Origin of the sequence: Enterovibrio sp. FF113 (assembly GCF_041439165.1) — a bacterium.
GTDB classification, from domain to species: domain Bacteria; phylum Pseudomonadota; class Gammaproteobacteria; order Enterobacterales; family Vibrionaceae; genus Enterovibrio; species Enterovibrio norvegicus_A.
In genome coordinates this window covers 1-17,711 of the sequence record NZ_JBGONO010000009.1, presented here as the reverse complement: position 1 = coordinate 17,711, position 17,711 = coordinate 1, and the positions used below count along the sequence as shown (strand labels likewise).

Sequence of the window (17,711 nt, the reverse complement as noted above, 5' to 3'; positions counted from 1 at the left end):
ATGGTGACGTCAAAATAGTGGTGGTGTTTCTGTCCATTTTTGAGACAAAAACAAGGCGAGAAAGCCATGTCAGTGTTTATTTTATCTTGGTACTAAAAACCCACTATAGCGCATAAAAAATGCGGAATTTCTTCATTCCAAAAGATGTTTATTGGGATTTTCTTTAAACCCTTCGGGGGATTATGGATCTTGTGAACGAAATGTAACAACAAGCTTGATGGAATGGTCAGAGATGGAAAAGATAAACAGCGAAACTGTTGCTCTTGGATGCGAACTTGAGCACTTAGCACCAGCAGGACGCATCGGTGTTATCGCATTGGCGACGGATTTCAATATCGAGCACGATTTTAGCCATCTGTATCCCGATGATGTGCGTGCATTTACCAGTCGCGTGAGAAACGTCAACCCGTTGACGGTCGAAAACCTGCGCAGCATGGCACCGGGCATCAGCGTCGCGGCAGATTGCATTTTACCCGGCACGGACTTGGACGTGATCATCTACGCTTGTACGTCTGGCACTGTCGCCATTGGTAGTGACCGTGTCACTGAATTGGTTCAACGCGCACGACCAGGCGCTCAAGTCACTAACCCTGTGACCGCCGCCCTTTGTGCGTTTGAAGCGTTGGGCGCAAAGCGAATCTCCATTTTGACTCCCTATACTGACGCGGTGAACCGAGAAATGGCGGCATTGTTCATCGAGCAAGGTTATGACGTACTCAATATTGCGGGATTTGGCTTCGAAGATGATACGGCGATGACGTACATTTCGCGGGAGGACATTGCGCAAGCGGCCATTTCAACCTGCCACCCTGATGCTGATCTCCTCTTTATTTCTTGTACTGCGTTGCGCGCGTCGAATGTTGTGTCGCGTTTAGAGTTGGCGCTAGACAAGCCTGTCCTCAGCAGTAATCAGGTATTGGTGTGGCATTCCCTTCGGTTGGTGAACTACCCCCGACCGATCACAGGATTTGGTGTGCTCCTTGAGCAGCATCTCGCCCAATAGTGCATCTGTTTCTATTGTCTAAAGGGACAACGCTTTTTTAATGACTGGCTACGGAGTGCTCACAATGTCATTGCTTTCTTCACCATCGGTTTCTTCATTATCGTTATCCGAGCAGCTTGTTGCTGACATGACGACGTGGCGGCAGCACCTTCACCGGTTTCCCGAGTGTGGTTTTGACGTCAATCTCACGGCTGATTTCATTGCAGACAAATTAGACAGCTTTGGCATTGAGGTGGTGCGAAATATTGGTCAAAGCGGGCTGGTGGGCATGTTGCGCAGTGGAAGCAGCGCAGCCAGTATCGGGCTCCGCGCAGACATGGATGCGCTGCATATTCATGAACAAAATACCTTTTCGCATTGCTCCCAACATGAAGGGAAGATGCATGCATGTGGTCATGACGGGCACTCTGCCATGCTATTGGGAGCCGCCGCTTATCTTGCTCAGAACCTAACGTTTGATGGCACGGTGTACTTCATTTTTCAGCCTGATGAAGAGCATGGTCGTGGTGCACAAGCCATGATTGATGATGGTCTTTTTGAACGTTTCTCCATTGATGAAGTGTACGGCATTCATAACTTCCCCGGTTTAGCGGAAGGCGAGTTAATGGTGCGTGCAGGCTCGTTAATGGCGAGCGAAAGCAGCTTTGAAATTACGATCCATGGGGTCGGCGGTCATGCCGCTTTGCCACATCAAGGCATTGATCCGATTGTGGTCGGCGCACAAGTGATCATGGGGCTTCAAACCATCGTCTCGCGCAATCTCAGCGCCATTAACGAAACCGCCGTGGTGTCTGCCACCGAGTTCGTGACGGATGGCACGGTCAACGTGATCCCTTCCCAAGTGACTATCAAAGGGGATTGCCGATGTTTTACGGAAGCCACGTTGGCACGCATCGAACAGAGCATGGCGCGTATTGTTGACGGCATTTGTTTGGCGGCAGGTGCGACGTATTCATTTGAGTTCATTAATACCTTTTACCCCACAGTAAATGCACCACAGCAAACTGCTTATGCCGTGAAAGCTGCGCAGAAAGTGTTGGGTGATGACAAGGTCAACGGCGAATGTGAACCGCTGACTATTTCGGAAGATTTCTCAAGCATGCTTCGCGTTAAACCTGGCTGTTATGTATTGCTCGGTAATGGCGTTGAATCGGTCGGTGGGTGTGCGCTGCATAATCCCAAATACGATTTCAATGACCGCATTCTGGCATTGGGAGCACGATATTGGATCCAACTGGTTAACGATCGTTTAACCCAACTCACGGTCGATTGAATCAGGCAACAGGCTGTGTCTGACACAGTGCAAGTTCACCACCTAAGTACTTGAGTGAATGCCATGACGGCGTCCGGTATTAAGGTGTTTCTCGGATAGCGACATAGAAGGATGGAAGTAATGAAGCGATTTGGCGTAGCACTATTAAGTTTAGGAATGATGTTCGGTGCACAGGCTGAGACATGGAAGTTTGCGTCGGAAGAAGACAAAACTGACGTGCAAGATATCTATGCGCAAAAATTTGCCGAGGTGATGAAAAAAGAGTCGGATGGCGATATCCGCGTGCGTATTTACTATTACGGTCAGCTTGGCACAGAAAACGATATTGTTGAGCTAGCAGCAAAAGGCACTATTCAGTTTGTGTCTGTAGGGTCTGGTCACTTGGGTTCTTACGTGCCCGAAGTGCAGGCGGTAAGCTTGCCATATGTGTTGGGTACAGACGAAAAAGTGACACACAAAGTGCTGACTGAAAGCCCAACGATCTACAACGAATTGGCCCCTAAGTTTGAAAAGGTTAATTTGAAGCTGCTATCGATGATGTCTGAAGGGGAAATGGTCTGGGGGGCTAACAAAGCGATTCGTTCACCCGAAGATTTCTCTGATCAGAAAATCCGAACGTTCACATCGACAATTCCTGTTGAAACCTACAAGACGTTTGGTGCCACCCCGACGCCTTTGTCGTGGGGTGAAGTGTACGGTTCGCTTCAGCTCAAAACCATTGATGGCATGGTTAACCCTATTTACTTCATCTACAACGCCAAATGGCATGAAGTGCAAGATTATTTGATGTTCCCAGGGCAGCAACCTTACGTCAGCACGGTGTCGACAAACAGCAAATGGTTCAGTGAATTGTCTGCTGAAAAACAAGCCATGGTGAGAAAAGCGATTAAGGCCGCCGATCAAGCCGCTTATGAATACCAAATTCGCATCAACAGCGAAAACATGGAAAAAATCCTCAAAGAACGTCCTGAAATGCAAGTGGTGGTGTTGACTGACGAAGAACGTAATCGTTTTAAAGCACTGAGTGAGAATCTGCATGCGACGTACTATGACGTGGTGGCGAATGCGTATCCTGACGATCAAAAAGCCGCCGCGCGCGAAGGTGCGGAGAATATTCTGCAAAGCTTACTGAGCGAAGTGAAAGCAGCGTCAGCAGCGCAATAGTGCCATCTCTCCATCAGACGATGCGGCAGGTTGTTCGCATCGTCTGGTGGGTCAGTCATGTAACTAGCGTTGTTAGTAAAAGGAGCGTTTAGCCTTCACTACAGATTGCTGAACAGACTTGCTAACTCGTTTGTAGGACATTCTATGAAAAACCTGTTGAAGAAGATCAGCGAGATGACTGAGAAGCTTGAGCGCTTTTTGATCATGACAGGCATTCTCGCCATGATGGTGAATTCAACGGCGAATGCCATTGGCCGTTATGCATTCAATAAGAGTATCTTCTTTTCTGAAGAACTAAACCAATTCTTGATTGTTGGCGTCACCTTCATTGGTTTTGCCTATGCCGTTCGCAAAGGGCGCAATATCCGGATGACCGCAATTTATGATTCGCTGAGCCGACCGGTACAGAAAGTCCTCACCACAGTGATTGCCTTTTGTACGTCACTGTTGCTTTTCTATCTCGCCTATCTTTCGGTGTTTTATGTCCTCGAATTGAAAAGTATTAACCGGCTGAGTCCCGCGCTTCAAATGCCCGTTTACTATATCTACGCCATTATTCCGGTTGGCTTTGCCATGGCGGGGTTGCAGTATGCGATGAGCTTCGTGATGAACTTGCTCCACAAAGAAATCTATCTTTCCTTTGATGTCACCGAAGATCAAAAAGACCTATCAGGGGTGTTGTGATGAATGATGTGATGCAATTTTTTTCAGACATTATCGCGGGTGAACTCGATATCTATGTGATCACGTTTACCCTCGTTTCCGTGATGATCATTTTGTTATTCCTCAGTTTTCCGATGGTTGTACCTTTGGCGGTCGGTGCCTTGATTGGCTTGATTCATTTCTCTCAAGTCGACCCAGAAGTGCTCATCCAACAAATGGTCACGGGCATTTCTCCCAACGCCTTAATCGCTGTCCCCATGTTCATTTTGGCCGCGGATATTATGACGCGAGGCCATACAGCGCATAATCTTTTAGGGTTGATTCAAGCGTTTGTTGGGCACCTTCGTGGCGGCTTACCGATCACAACCTGTATCAGCTGTACCTTGTTTGGTTCAGTCTCAGGTTCAACCCAAGCTACCGTGGTGTCTGTTGGGCAAATCATGCGCCCGAAACTGCTGCAAGCGGGCTATAAAGACAGCTTTGTGATGGCGCTGATCATCAATGCCAGTGACATCGCGTTTTTAATTCCACCGAGCATTGGCTTAATCCTTTATGGCACATTGGCTAACGCGAGTGTCGGTGAATTATTCATTGCGGGGATTGGGCCCGGTGTCGTGTTGACCTGTTTCTTTGCCATCTACAGTTACGTATACAGTGTGAAGCACAGCGACAGCATCAGTTTGGTTGAAGAAACCAATTACGCAGAAAAAATCGTAGCGATCAAAAAAGCCATATTGCCGCTGGGTTTTCCCGCACTCATCATTGGTGGTATTTACTCAGGCATCGTCACTCCCACTGAAGCGGCGTCTTTTGCCGTGCTTTACGCCATTATTGTGGAATGCGTGTTCTATCGAAAATTGGGCGTGAAAGATATTTGCGATGCCGCGCTGAGCACTGGGCTGATTACTGCGGTGGTGTTTGTGCTGGTGGGTGTTGGTCAAGCGTTCTCTTGGTACATTTCCTTTGAACAAATCCCTCAAGAGCTTTTGGCACCGTTGGATCTAGATAACGCATCGCCGGAGTACATCCTGTTTGTGATTGCGTTGGCCTTCTTCGTCGGTTGCATGTTTGTCGATTCGCTTGTGGTGTTACTGATTTTGACGCCGATCTTTATGCCTATCGTTTATGCGGCAGGGCTTGATCCTATCCTTGTTGGTGTGTTGATCACCTTGCAAATGGCCATTGGCTCGGCAACACCGCCGTTTGGCTGTGACATCTTCACCGCCATCGCTATTTTTGAACGACCTTACTTGGACGTGATCAGAGGTGCCTTGCCGTTCTTCGTGATCTTGTTGTTTATGTCAGCGCTGCTGATTTTCTTCCCGGGCATTGCGTTAATGCCAAGAGACATATTATTTCCATGATGGTGTTTTCTTTTAACGGAATCTTATTTGATGAAGCTGTTTTTGACGTGCCATAGCCAGTTGGCACCGAGTGTTGATAAAGGATGATTAACATGACCACACTGCCATTGGTTGCGCCTGCACGCGGGTTTACGTTGGCGGAATACGAATACCGCACGCAGCAATTGCAGCAACATATGCGATTGCAGCAAATAGACGCGGTGTTCTTTACCACTGAGCCGGAGTTTCGCTATTTCAGCGGCTTTAAATCGCAGTTTTGGGAAAGCCCAACCCGCCCGTGGTTTCTTGTCGTGCCAGCCGAGGGCAAACCTATTGCGGTTGTGCCGGAGATAGGCGTGGCAGGGTTTGATTTAACGTGGATTGATGACGTGCGCAGTTGGCCTTCACCAAGACCTGAAGATGATGGAATTTCATTACTTGCAGCGACCTTGGTTGAAGTCAGTACGCGTTATCGCCGTATTGGCGCGATGTTAGGCCCCGAAACATCTCTGCGTATGCCCGCGGCGAATTTCGCGATGTTACAGAAGGTGTTGGCGCATCATGAGTTGGTGGACGCATCCTTAATGGTGCGAGAGATCCGCAGTATCAAATCATTGGCAGAGATAGATAAAATCCGCTTTGCGTGTCGGGTAGCTGCTGCAGGGTTTGACTACTTGCGTCACCATCTTGCTATTGGCATGACGGAGCGGCAGGCGTGCAAAGCCATGCATCTAGAAATGCTGCGTTTGGGCGCTGACAATTGCCCCTATTTGATTTCGGCATCAGGGCAGGGCGGGTATGACAATATCATCATGGGGCCAACCGATCGCGCGTTGGTCGACGGTGATGTGTTGATCATTGATACGGGTGCAAACTTTGACGGTTACTTCAGTGATTTTGACCGAAACTATGCGTTCGGGTATGTCGCCGACGATACGGTGCAAGCTTACGATGCGGTGTATGCCGCAACGGAAGCGGGGTTACGTGCCGCTGCGCCAGGGTCGACCACCGGCGATGTATGGCAAGCCATGTGGTCGGAGCTTGAAAAAGCAGGCGCGCTCGGAAACGATGTTGGACGAATGGGGCACGGTTTGGGCATGCAACTCACGGAATGGCCGTCCCATGTGCCCAATGGTGATGTGGTGCTAAAACCGGGAATGGTACTCACGCTCGAACCGGGCATGGCGTTTGCGCCGAACCGAATGATGGTGCATGAAGACAATATTGTGATCACCGAAACGGGCTGCGAATTGCTGCATGAAAGAACATGGCAGCAGATGCCATTAATTACCTGACATGCACGGGGGGTGACAGGCTTCGTCTTCCCCCTTACAGCTTGCTCTGCTGAATAAGCGTACTCAGCCTCAGCACCAAATCAGCGACATTGGAGGCTTCGAATTTTTCATTCCTGCCGAAATCACCCTTTGATTGGTAAGTAGTTGGCTACGCGTATTCCAGTTTTCGTGTCGTAGTAGATTTTTCCTCGAGTAGCTTGAGGAGGCTGCGCCATGGCTTTTTTGGATAACAAAATATCAATACATTGCATTGATTGAGAAATGTCTCTTGGAAAGACACGATATAGAAGATGGTCCTTACCTTCATAAACGACCACATCGGCAGGGTACTTGTGTGTGGGTTTGGCGTCTGGTTGGTAGTCTTTATATACATAAATAGTAGGCGAAGAGACAGGTTCAGCGTCGTCTTTTGCTACTCCAACGGGAGTGACCAATACACCATGACCATTGACTATTGCCCACCATGATGTTCTGTTCATCAGAGGGTAATACTCACTGGTCTTCAATATTATATCTTTCGTTTCACTAGGTGGGGTATCGTTTAAACAAGCGTTTGACACGTCCGCAGCGACCGCCTTTTTGAATATGTTGAATGAAGACTTTTGCAATGGTTGAAGTACAGCAATAATGTCGTTGCTGCTTGAGCCAAAAGGTGTGCCCGCAAAATTAATAAATTGGCCGGTTCTTCGTTTTACTTTTTTGTTCAGATTTTTGTCTTCACTTGATTTAGATGAAGACGCTTTCGCTGCATCTTGCTTCTCCACTTGTTTTTTTCTTGCAGCTAATTCTGTATCGAAAGGTGCAAAGTAATACTGGTTCATGTAGAGGTTTAGGTCATCTTCACTGTTAAACTCAAGCAGTTCGATCCTGCGGTTTTTTGCACGCCCTTGCTTAGTATTGTTCGGGTAGGCTGGAAGATAATCCCCAAATTGATAGTAGTGCTTTAGATTTGGCCCCGCTTGGATAGTCAGTGACGCAATTTCGAATGCTCGTTTTTTGGAAAGCTTGAAATTGGTTTCTGAATTGCCGCTAGAGTCAGTATGTCCTACAACGGTTAGCCATGTAGTTGCAGACCTAGCATTTAGGCCTCTATGGTAGAAAAAGCTCTGTACGCTGTCTTTGTTTTTAAGATCAGTACTGCTTGGCTTGAAGATCGAGTGGGCTGTTGTTCTTGTTCCGACGAAGCGTTTTGTTCCATTTTCTTCTACGTATAATTTTTCCTGCTTTAGATCAAGTGTGTTTTGATAAGCAAAGAAGATCTGTTCGTTAGAATATGATGAACCAGTATTTTTTGACGCTTCTCCTTCGCCTGGTGTCCCTGCACAACCAACGGAGAGGATGGAAAACAAGGCTAGAACTATCGATCTTTTCATTGAAAGCATGTTGAATCCCAAAATGTAGCTTGTGAATTTCTTAGGTAGAGAAAATTAAAGAAGCCTACAGGCGTAGGCTTCTTTGTAGCTATTGAAATTGTGTCAGAAGTAAAGGCTTACCGAAGCCTCTTAGATCAGAATTACTTTCAGAAAAGTAGCCGCTCCAAAATCTTTCGATGGCGTTCATCTTTGTAGAGGAGACATAGCTTTGTCCTCCCGGAAGTAAGCCTGCACCCATGACGTAAACTCGAGCTCCAGCGAAATCGCCCAGCTCACTTCGATCAATAACTTGGTCAATTTCTTTTTTAGGGTCAATTGTTCTAACACTTCCGCGTTGGTAAAAAGATGTTGACGCGGAGTTTTCAAGCATATCGCTAATGAGTAAGACTACTTTGTCTTTTGCGTTAGAGTTTTTGACAATCTGGGTGCTGATGTCTCTAAGTGCAGCAAGCACTTCAGTAAAATCAGTATTTTCTTGCGCTGAAAAAGAATCTTTGAGTGCAAAACCAGTCTTAGCTAGGAAATAACGTTTTTGATCTTTCAAGCACTTGTCAAACTTAGCTAATTGGGATTTTCGGACTTCGTCGCGACTGTCTTTAGACAAAGGCATATCAGTTTTGCCTTTAAGAGCAATACTGGTAAATCCATCTTTGTTGTAGGACGAAAACTGAATAATCTGAATGCTGTCGCCTGGTCGGATAAAACGAGAAATCTGCCCATAGGTTTCTTGCATGATTCGGTCATTCAGACTGGCTGACATCGTTCTATCTATAATCACAAATAACTCACGTTCAGCCGTGGTAGTGACTAGATCATCAGGTAGGCCTTGGCTGCAGCTAGGAATATCATTCCTATCTGTGAAGGCTAAGGCCGCCGATGACATCAAACTTGCAGCAATCAATAGCGTTTTGATTACCATATTACTGTCCTAGCGATGCTTGCAGTCGGGCTAAGCGTTGCTCTGAAGTTTCCTCAGACGCTTGTTCCTTGATTGCTTTCATTGCAGCTACAACGGTTGCGTCATCTAAACCTAAAATATCTCCCTGCTTCACTCGTTGAATGATTTCATCAGTGAGCACTGCAGATGATGTTAATGACTGTGCTTGAATCTGCGAAGAAGCTTGTGGTGTTTGAGTTTTCACTGCAGGCTGGGGTTGAACCTTGGTTTGTTCTGCTTCTAGGCGTAAGAAACTTGTGAAGTTTCTATTGGTAGAATTAGTGGCAGCAGAAAGTACACGTTGTTCCCCTGAGTTTTTCTGGGAAAAATTCGCTATCTTTGCTTGGAGATCTGACAAGACACGTTGAGCCGCTCTTGCTACAGCTTCTTGACGAGCAGCATAGTAATTAATGAAGTTAGTAACATTGTCGAACTCATTAATGTAGTTGTAAGCTTCCTTTGATTCCCTTCCTGAAAATGTCGTTTTGAAACCTAGGTAGATACTGTAGAACTGCATAGCAACGAAAATAACGGCTAGGATGACAAAAGTAGTCCACCCGGCTTTTTTATGTGCATCGCGCTTTTCGTCTTCTGCAATCTTAGATGCTTCTTCATTTGCATCTCTTCCTTCTTTTGGTACTGCAGCAAACGGATTGTCAAACACTGCAATATCTGTGTTCTCAGAAGCACCTTGAACTTCTTCAATAGCAAGCTTCTCGAGAACTTGACCACGAACATAAGTTGCACCAACAGCGACGATAGCGATAAAGGACAACGTGATAATAGTTAATGCCCAAGATTTAGAAAATTGAGCATTTACTTTGTCTAATCGGTTTGCCATTTGTTGCCAGCCTGGCTCGTTGTCATCAATATGATTGCGGCGAGATTTAAGGCTTACAGTATTATCTGGTTCGATAATGTTTGTTTTGTTTTCAGAATTTTGCCAGCGTAAACGAACCTTATCGATTTGTTGGTTACGATAAATTTCGCCGCCCATAGTATGGGTGAGAGCAACAAGCAGAGCACTGATGATAAGTGCAATGGCTACAGCAGCTTCTTTTTGAAGAGATTCGCTCGCATCTTGAAGAGTAAATCCTGCTAGTACATAAGCAAAACCTGCAGCTTCGATCAATACGAGTATGGACAGACCCAACCAGTGGTACCATTTTAATGGGTTGACGCCTTTGTCTCCAACTTTATCTAGATAGACACTTGCTTGCTGGTAGTGCTCTTCATCAGCCTCATTTTCAACATAATTCTTTAGAAATGCGCTGCATACTTCAGTTTCTGAATTGAACCAATTCTGGTCATTCAATCCTAGTCGTTTTGATAATCTATTATTTACTCCGATAAGAGGGAGTCTGTACCAAAGAGACTTAAGCCAAAGCGCGAATGCCTCTCTTTTGTAATAAAGAGTGAACAGAGTAACCAACGTAGACAAAGCAATAGCCAGTACGGTTCGGTACTGAATCATTGTTTTTATAATTTCGTTCATTTTATTCTCAAAGAATGTTTAGATGATGTTTCAAGCTTGAATTCTATTAATAGCATAGTAACTAGTCAATAATAATGCTTGTTTTGCGGGGTGTGCAACGTGAATAACGTTTACTCAGTCTGAATTGATTTTTATTAGTCGTCGTTTTTAGTGTGATATTTCAGAGATTTTCTTTATTAACAATATTCTCAATATGGGAGTGGGTTTTCAGGGGAATTGGTTAATACAAATGCCATCCATAGTTTCCTCTCGGTTCGTTCATTTTTATTTACTGGAAAATCTGCCATTAGTGTTGGGAGGAATGACGTGCTTTTTCGACTGATGAACACTAAGCATTGATGATGTTTTGATTGCTTCAGTGAGCGACAATCATTTAGCTGTGGTTACAGCTTGCTCTGCTGAATAAGCGTACTCAGCCTCAGCACCAAATCAGCGACATTGGAGGCTTCGAATTTCTTCATCATGTTGGCGCGGTGAACCTCAATGGTGCGCAGTGAAACGCACAGCGTCTTCGCCATTTGCTGGTTGGTTTGGCCTTTTAGCACCTCTTTCAGCACCTGTTTTTCGCGCTCAGTCAGGCTGTTGTATTTCTTCTCAACGTTAACGTGACCTTCGCGCTTAAACGAGTGTGTCAGCGCCTTGTCGATGGCTTTGGCCAGTTTGTCGCCATCGACGGGTTTTTGAAAGAAATCGACCGCGCCATCTTTGAGTGCATCGACTGCCATCGGTACATCGCCATGTCCCGTTAAGAAGATGATGGAAAGCGGACTTCGTGCCTCGTTCAATAAGGTTTGCAGTTCTTGCCCGCGCATTTCAGGCATGCGGCTGTCCAGCACAATGCAACCGGGCTGATGAATATCAACCTGTTCGAGAAAGGCTTGCCCTGAGCTGAAATCTTGAATCGTTAAGCCGTAAGTTTCCAACATAAAAACCAGCGACTCTCGTACCGCGTTTTCGTCATCCACTACATAAACGGGGCCGGTGTTGGAATTCATCATGCTTGTTCTCTCTTGAGGGGGATGACCACGGTGACTTCGCAGCCATTCGGGCGGGCAGGTTGGATCATCAAATGCCCATGGTGTGATTCAATGACATCACGGCAGATTGCCAGTCCAAGTCCAAGACCGTCCTGCTTGGTGGTGAAGAAGGGTTCTTTTACCGTTTTCTCACAGGCTTCCAGGCCCACGCCATTATCTTCAACGCGAATAACAATGTCATTTTCGCCATAGAGAAGCTCGACGCTGACCATTGGCCGCTGTTCCCAATCCAGATTAGCAAGACACGCTTCTTTGGCATTTCGTAGTACATTGAGCATGACTTGTTGCATGCCAATGTAATCAAATTCGCCTTGTATTGGCGTGCCTTCAACCGTGAACTTCAAGCCAATTTTCAGTGCTTGAAAATCAAACTCGATAAGCTCTAACGATTCACTGATAAAGGCTGCTGGGTCACAGATAACCCGCTCGCTCGGAGTGCGTTTTATTAAGCTTCTTAAGCGCTGAACAATGTCACTGGCCACGCCCACTTGCTGGTGGATCTTGCCCAGAAATGGCGCGAGCTCTTCCGCGGTCATACCTTGATCTAACCGCCGTTGAATGCCTTCGGAATAGTTCTTGATGGTACTTAATGGCTGATTAATTTCGTGTGCAATGCTGCTGCCTAGCTCGCCGACAATCATGGTGCGCTGGGCATGTTCCAGCATGGTGTTCTTTTCTTTGAGATCAAACAATGTGCGTTCCAAGTCCTTCTTGCTGCGGTTGAAATGGTATTCAAGCCAGAAGTGGTACACGTTGAGCAGAACAAGAAAAATCACGATGGCAAAGGTGATGAGTTGGTTTTTGGTCAGCCACTTGAATAGGCCCTGTTGCCAGCTTTCTTGCAGCGGGTGCATGTCAAGGTGTTGAAACACTTTGTCTACGCGCATCGAACTGGCGGGCAGTGTCCAGCCAATGTTACCTGCCGCGGCTGCCGCTTTTGAATATTCAGGGAGTGACAATAAGGCCTGAGTGACTTTTTTACCGATCTCGTTCGATGCGCGTTCCGTTTTGGTCAGTGTCCAGTTTGGATAAAGCGCCGTTGTGACAGCGCATACCGAATCATGAGGGTGTTTACGGTCCAGCACACGAAGTTGATGACGTTTTAGTAAGCCTTCTTTGGCCATACTTTCCAGCGTACAGGCAGGCACAATCGCCACATCCAGTTTCTTATCCAGCACATCGAGCAGCAGTTTGTCTGTTGGTGGCCCCGTAAACGTGATGTTTTTGTAGAAAGCCCGACTGAACAAACCTCTTTTATCCAGCTCATACCGCAGTGCCAAAAATCCGCCAAATGCTTTTTCAGAGACTGCTGCGACTGACGCATGCTCAATATCCCTCAATGTTTTATAAGGCGAGTCGTCGTGCACGACGACCACCGAGGCGATGGAATGGGTTGCATTACTGCTGTAGGCAGTTTTCTGCGTGGCGAGCCAGTTAAGCGGATATTGGCGGGCAATCTTGGTCGCCTGTCCTGGGCTGGTCAGCAGAAAGTCGAGTTGATTGTGTCGAAAAGCATCATCTAACTGGTCGAAATCGTACGTGTGGATATCAAATGTTGTATTTGGAATTTGAGATTCGAGCCATTTCAACGTTGGAAGCCACGCGGCTTTGGCATGGTCGTCTCCACGCAACGCAAGTACGCCAACATCATAATGCTGAATAACATTAGCTCGCACCGGACAGGCGCAAAAACAGCTAAAACTGACGACGAAAAGTAAAACGGCCTTGATGCTAAACAGGGGCATCAGGCGCACTAAATATCCAGACAAAAGGGAGGACCGTTAAAGGGCAAACTCGATTGGCGGGGATGATACCTGAAATAACCGCTTTCTTTATGTTGTTTTAGATCAAATTAGTGTCGATATTGTGGTTTACCACAATATCCGTCAGCCCTTCAAAAACGCACAATCCGTGCTACTGGCTCTTAGCGGCCAACTAAATAATTTATAGCGTGATGCTTTTCAACGTGTGGCACTAAAAAACAATAACTCAGCCTCCCAGTAAAGCTTCATGTCACCGATTTCAATCTGCTCAGTGATGAGCGAAAAAATTTAAACAATATTGGAATGATGTGATGAAGAAATCGACAATTGCAATGGGTGTGCTCGCTACTGCAATGGCAGCAGGCTACGTAGGATATACCTCAATGTTCGGCGCACAAGCCGTCACCGTAAGTGCAGACGTATTGAACGAAAAATTCAATGCGTATGCTAACCCTGAAGCCTTTATTTCTGCGCAAGATCTGAAAAGCATCATGGGCACGGGTGCAGATGTTGTGGTCATTGGTGCACTTAACCCAATGAAACCTGATGCGCCAATCGAAGGCTCTTTCTCTATGTGGCGTAATGACTACTCTGCAGCAGACGGCGCCTATGCATTTGACGGCATGCGCAATTCTGTCGATGAAATGGAAACGCTGCTAAGCCAGTACGGCGCGACGCCTTCTTCAACCATCATTGTTTACGCTGCTAACTCTCACCACGATGCTGCTCGCCTTTTCTGGCAAATCAAAAATCTAGGCCATGACGATGTTCGCTATCTAGACGGTGGTTTGAACGCATGGATTGGCGAAGGCTACCCAACGGGCAATGCTAACCCGACCGTGACGGCAAGCAATTACGAAGCGCCTGCACCGCAAGCAGTAGAGAACGGATTAGCCACACTAGAGATGGTGATCGATGCACAATCTTCTGAAGACTGGGTGATCCTAGATACGCGCGGCGCTCAAGAATTTGATGGTTCTACCACCGTATCGGGTGCATTCGGTCCTGGCACGATTCCTGGCAGTGTTCATATCAACTGGACCAAAGCCCTGAACGAAGACAGCACGCTGAAAAGCGCTGAAGAGCTAACAGCACTTTATGGCGACGTGATCAAAGGCAAGAAAGTCATTGCTTACTGCCAGTCTGGTGTTCGTTCTGCACACACTCAAATGGTACTGGAAGAAGTACTGGGTGCAGAAGGTATCTACAACTACGACGGTTCTTGGATTGAATACAGCTACGCCCACTACGAGCAATCACGCGCTGACGTGCCGGTACAAAACGGCAAAAGCTAATTGCGAATGAGTAAGACGGTGGGTCGGTGTGTTGCTGACCCCTGCGTCATGTAACGGATACAAAAAGAATTCAACTTCTACTGGAAGCATAAAAATAATGAGCAATGTAATCTTTAGCCAAAAACTCTATGACGCGGCACAACGCGTAGTAGATGGCTGTATGGGCGATGCAGATCCAGCATGTCAAACAGCATGTCCAATGCACACTGATGTTAAACAGTATGTGCGTCTGGCCGGTGAAGGTAAGTATCAAGAAGCACTTGATACCATTCGCGGAAAATTGTTTTTGCCACAAACACTGGGCCGCATTTGTGCGCACCCATGTGAAGCGGCATGTCGTCGTAACACAGAATACGGTCAAGCAATCAGCGTGGCGGGCATTAAGCGCTTCGTTGCTGAAAAAATGGATAACAAAGAAAACTGGGATCTTGCCGTTCTTAACCCAACGGGTAAGAAAATCGCGATCATCGGTGCGGGCCCTGCGGGCGCACAAGCGGCAATCGAGCTGCGTCGTAAAGGTCACAGTGTCACCATTTTTGAAAAACTGAGCGTATACGGCGGCATGATGCGTGTCGGTATCCCAGAATACCGTCTGCCACGTAATGTGATCGATTTCGAATACAGCTACCTAGATATGCTGGGCATTGAAACCAAATTCGGTGTGGAAATCGGCAAAGACATCACTTTCGAAGAACTGCGCAATACCCATGATGCCGTTGTTCTGGCGCACGGCGCGCACATTGGTTCAATCATTCCTCTGCCGGGTCACAAAGCAGAAGGTGTGTTCTCAGCGGTTGAATACTTGAAAGAGGTCTCTGAAACCCGTGCGTTCCCGCGTGCTGGTAAGCGTGTAATGGTGATTGGTGGCGGCGACGTTGCGATGGACTGTGCGCGCTCTTCATGGCGCATCGGTGCAGATGAAGTGCACCAGTGTTCACTGGAGAGTATGGAAAACCTGCCAGCAAGCCACGTTGAAATTGAAGAATCGCTGGAAGAAGGCGTGTCATTCAACGCAGGTTGGGGCCCAATCTCTATCGAAGAGAAAGACGGCAAAGTGTTCTCTATCACACTGAAGCGTGTACTTTCTATTCTCGACGCAAACGGTAATTTTGCACCGAGCTACGCAGACGAAACCCGTGTTATTGACGTCGACACCGTGTTATTCGCAACCGGTCAAATTGTTGCCGACATCACTGATGGTGCGCTTGAGCAAACCCGTGGCGGTCGTTACGTGGTTAATAAGAATACGATGGCAACCTCAGTGGCGGGTGTGTATGTAGCGGGCGATGCCTGTGGCGGTAACATCGTGATTGAAGCGATGGCGCTGGGCCGTAAAGCGGCAATGAGCATTGAGCGCCAATTCGCAGGTCGTCCTTTAGAAGAAGGTCGTGATTTCCAAGATGAGTACAGCTACGCATCTCGTCTGGACGTTCCACTACCAAAAGGCACTGTAGATGTTCCACGTCTGCATGGCGAACTGCGCGATGCGGAAGAACGCAAACGCGACTTCGCACAAGTTGACTTCGGCTTTACCCAAGAGCAAGTGAAGCAAGAGTCTACGCGCTGTCTGCAATGTAGTTGCAAACTGTGTATGAGCGAGTGCGTCATGATGAACGACTTCGGTGATTGTCCGAAGACGCTGTTCGGTGACTTCGTTAACAAGAAAGAGATGGATCCGCTGCTGGCTTACTCTTGTAACGCTTGCGACCAGTGCACCATCGTCTGCCCGAAAGATTACCCAATGAAGGAAATCTTCCTTGGTGCGCGTGTTGATTTCGTGAATGCGAACAATGGCGAATCACCAATGAAAGGCCACAAGGCGATCAACATGCACCAGAAGCTGGGCTTCTCGAAACTCTTCACTATGGCTAAACGCGCGGTAACGACAAAATGACCAATAAAGTATTTATGCCAGGATGCAGCCTGCCATCCTACTCACCAGAAGGCGTTGCTGCGATTGCTGCACACCTGAAAAATGTATTCCCAGAAATGGGTGCCGTGCAGAAATGTTGCGGTAAACCTACTGCGGCAATTGGTCAGGCTGACAAGTTCAAAGAGCGTTACGGTCAGCTACAGGCTGACTTTGACAAACTTGAAGCAGAACAAGTTATCGTGGCGTGCCAGAGCTGCTACGGCATGATCAAAAAATCGGGTGGCAAGCAAAAGCCATTGTCGCTTTGGAAACTGCTACCAGAAATCGGTCTTCCACCTGAGTTGGTTGGTAAAGCAAACGACAGTGATGTGGTATTTACCATTCACGACTCTTGCTCTACCCGTTACGAAAGCGAACTTCAAGACGGTATCCGTTGGATCCTGAACGAGCTGGGCTATAAAACTGTTGAACCTGAATTCACTCGCGAAAACACACGTTGCTGTGGTTTCGGTGGCATGGTGGTTCCAGCGAACCCAGGCGTGGCGAACCGCGTTGTTCAGCGCCGTGTTGATGAGTTCCAAAGCGATCACGTTGTGGTTTACTGCGCAGCATGTCGCGCATCCATGATGGGTGTTGGTCAAAACTCATGGCACATTCTGGATCTGATGTTTGGTCCTGTTGTGATGAAAGACTCACCCGCACCTGTCAACGTATTGGCAAGCCCAGTGAAAGCATGGTTCAACCGTTATAAGTCCAAAGCGGCGCTGATCAAGTGCGTGTCACTGTAACTATCAGTCACGTTAATTATTGGCCAGTCTAGCGCGTTAACATCATCAATCACTTTGCGTTCCCCCGCGTGTTGATGATGTTGGCGAGAAGCTTGATCTAGCCAAGGTTTTGCCTTCTTTGGCAAGACACTGTCGAATTCGTTTTTATTGGGTAACATATAATGAAATTTGTAAAAATTGGTTTGTTCGCGCTGGCGATCGCAGCGATTATTTTCGTGGCAAAGCAAACAGGCATTCTTGAAATCATCACTGACATCAAGAGCCTGCAAGATTGGATCGCGGGCTTTGGTGCAATGGGTTACGTCGTGTTTGTCGGTGCATTCGTGTTTGCCTGTGTATTCCTGTTGCCGGGTAGTGCTTTCACCATTGTTGCGGGCATCGTGTTTGGCCCTATCAAGGGTGGCGTTTT

At 47.2% G+C, this 17,711-nt stretch carries 14 protein-coding genes and 1 pseudogene; 10 read left to right on the top strand and 5 right to left on the bottom strand.

Annotated elements, in window-relative coordinates:
• The first annotated feature begins 232 nt into the window (after positions 1-232).
• The 6 genes from ACED36_RS08760 to ACED36_RS08735 all read left to right on the top strand — a co-directional run bounded on the left by ACED36_RS08760 (position 233) and on the right by ACED36_RS08735 (position 6,741).
• Entirely contained in the window at positions 233-1,003 is a 771-nt protein-coding gene (locus ACED36_RS08760; RefSeq protein WP_371733129.1) for an Asp/Glu racemase, read from the top strand.
• A 64-nt stretch (positions 1,004-1,067) separates the two neighbouring features.
• Entirely contained in the window at positions 1,068-2,276 is a 1,209-nt protein-coding gene (locus tag ACED36_RS08755) for a M20 aminoacylase family protein (protein ID WP_371733128.1), read from the top strand.
• A gap of 120 nt (positions 2,277-2,396) precedes the next feature.
• Positions 2,397-3,440: a TRAP transporter substrate-binding protein DctP gene (gene dctP, locus ACED36_RS08750; protein ID WP_016961228.1), complete on the top strand. Its 1,044-nt coding sequence runs from the start codon at positions 2,397-2,399 to the stop codon at positions 3,438-3,440.
• A 144-nt stretch (positions 3,441-3,584) separates the two neighbouring features.
• Entirely contained in the window at positions 3,585-4,124 is a 540-nt protein-coding gene (locus tag ACED36_RS08745) for a TRAP transporter small permease (protein ID WP_016961229.1), read from the top strand.
• Positions 4,124-5,467 carry a TRAP transporter large permease gene (locus ACED36_RS08740; RefSeq protein WP_371733127.1) on the top strand — a complete coding sequence of 448 codons (1,344 nt, stop codon included), beginning with the start codon at positions 4,124-4,126 and terminating at the stop codon, positions 5,465-5,467. Before ACED36_RS08745 ends, ACED36_RS08740 begins: the two co-directional genes overlap by 1 nt.
• A gap of 92 nt (positions 5,468-5,559) precedes the next feature.
• Positions 5,560-6,741 carry a M24 family metallopeptidase gene (locus tag ACED36_RS08735; RefSeq protein ID WP_371733126.1) on the top strand — a complete coding sequence of 394 codons (1,182 nt, stop codon included), beginning with the start codon at positions 5,560-5,562 and terminating at the stop codon, positions 6,739-6,741.
• A 122-nt stretch (positions 6,742-6,863) separates the two neighbouring features.
• Here ACED36_RS08735 and ACED36_RS08730 read toward each other — a convergent pair whose 3' ends face one another.
• The 5 genes from ACED36_RS08730 to ACED36_RS08710 form a co-directional block, all read right to left on the bottom strand.
• The gene (locus ACED36_RS08730) at positions 6,864-8,123 is read right to left on the bottom strand and encodes an OmpA family protein (RefSeq protein ID WP_016961232.1); all 1,260 of its coding nucleotides are present in this window, start codon (positions 8,121-8,123) and stop codon (positions 6,864-6,866) included.
• Between the two features lie 79 nt (positions 8,124-8,202).
• The gene (locus ACED36_RS08725; RefSeq protein WP_016961233.1) at positions 8,203-9,033 is read right to left on the bottom strand and encodes a hypothetical protein; all 831 of its coding nucleotides are present in this window, start codon (positions 9,031-9,033) and stop codon (positions 8,203-8,205) included.
• A gap of 1 nt (position 9,034) precedes the next feature.
• On the bottom strand, positions 9,035-10,546 hold the full coding sequence (locus tag ACED36_RS08720) for a hypothetical protein (RefSeq protein ID WP_371733125.1): 1,512 nt from the start codon (positions 10,544-10,546) through the stop codon (positions 9,035-9,037).
• A 383-nt stretch (positions 10,547-10,929) separates the two neighbouring features.
• Entirely contained in the window at positions 10,930-11,541 is a 612-nt protein-coding gene (locus tag ACED36_RS08715) for a response regulator transcription factor (RefSeq protein WP_026023961.1), read from the bottom strand.
• Positions 11,541-13,328, bottom strand: a complete 1,788-nt coding sequence (locus ACED36_RS08710; RefSeq protein WP_371733154.1) for a PhnD/SsuA/transferrin family substrate-binding protein — start codon at positions 13,326-13,328, stop codon at positions 11,541-11,543. Before ACED36_RS08710 ends, ACED36_RS08715 begins: the two co-directional genes overlap by 1 nt.
• Positions 13,329-13,657: 329 nt before the next feature.
• Here ACED36_RS08710 and ACED36_RS08705 point away from each other — a divergent pair, with 329 nt between their 5' ends.
• The 4 genes and pseudogenes from ACED36_RS08705 to ACED36_RS08690 form a co-directional block, all read left to right on the top strand.
• Positions 13,658-14,641, top strand: a complete 984-nt coding sequence (locus tag ACED36_RS08705; protein WP_017004183.1) for a sulfurtransferase — start codon at positions 13,658-13,660, stop codon at positions 14,639-14,641.
• 97 nt (positions 14,642-14,738) lie between these two features.
• Positions 14,739-16,535, top strand: coding sequence for an FAD-dependent oxidoreductase (locus tag ACED36_RS08700; protein ID WP_371733124.1), 1,797 nt, complete (start codon positions 14,739-14,741; stop codon positions 16,533-16,535).
• Positions 16,532-17,302 (top strand): (Fe-S)-binding protein, encoded by a 771-nt coding sequence (locus ACED36_RS08695; RefSeq protein ID WP_017004181.1) that lies wholly within the window; start codon positions 16,532-16,534, stop codon positions 17,300-17,302. Before ACED36_RS08700 ends, ACED36_RS08695 begins: the two co-directional genes overlap by 4 nt.
• Before the next feature lie 161 nt (positions 17,303-17,463).
• Positions 17,464-17,711 (top strand): annotated as a pseudogene (locus tag ACED36_RS08690) (TVP38/TMEM64 family protein); the annotation flags it as partial.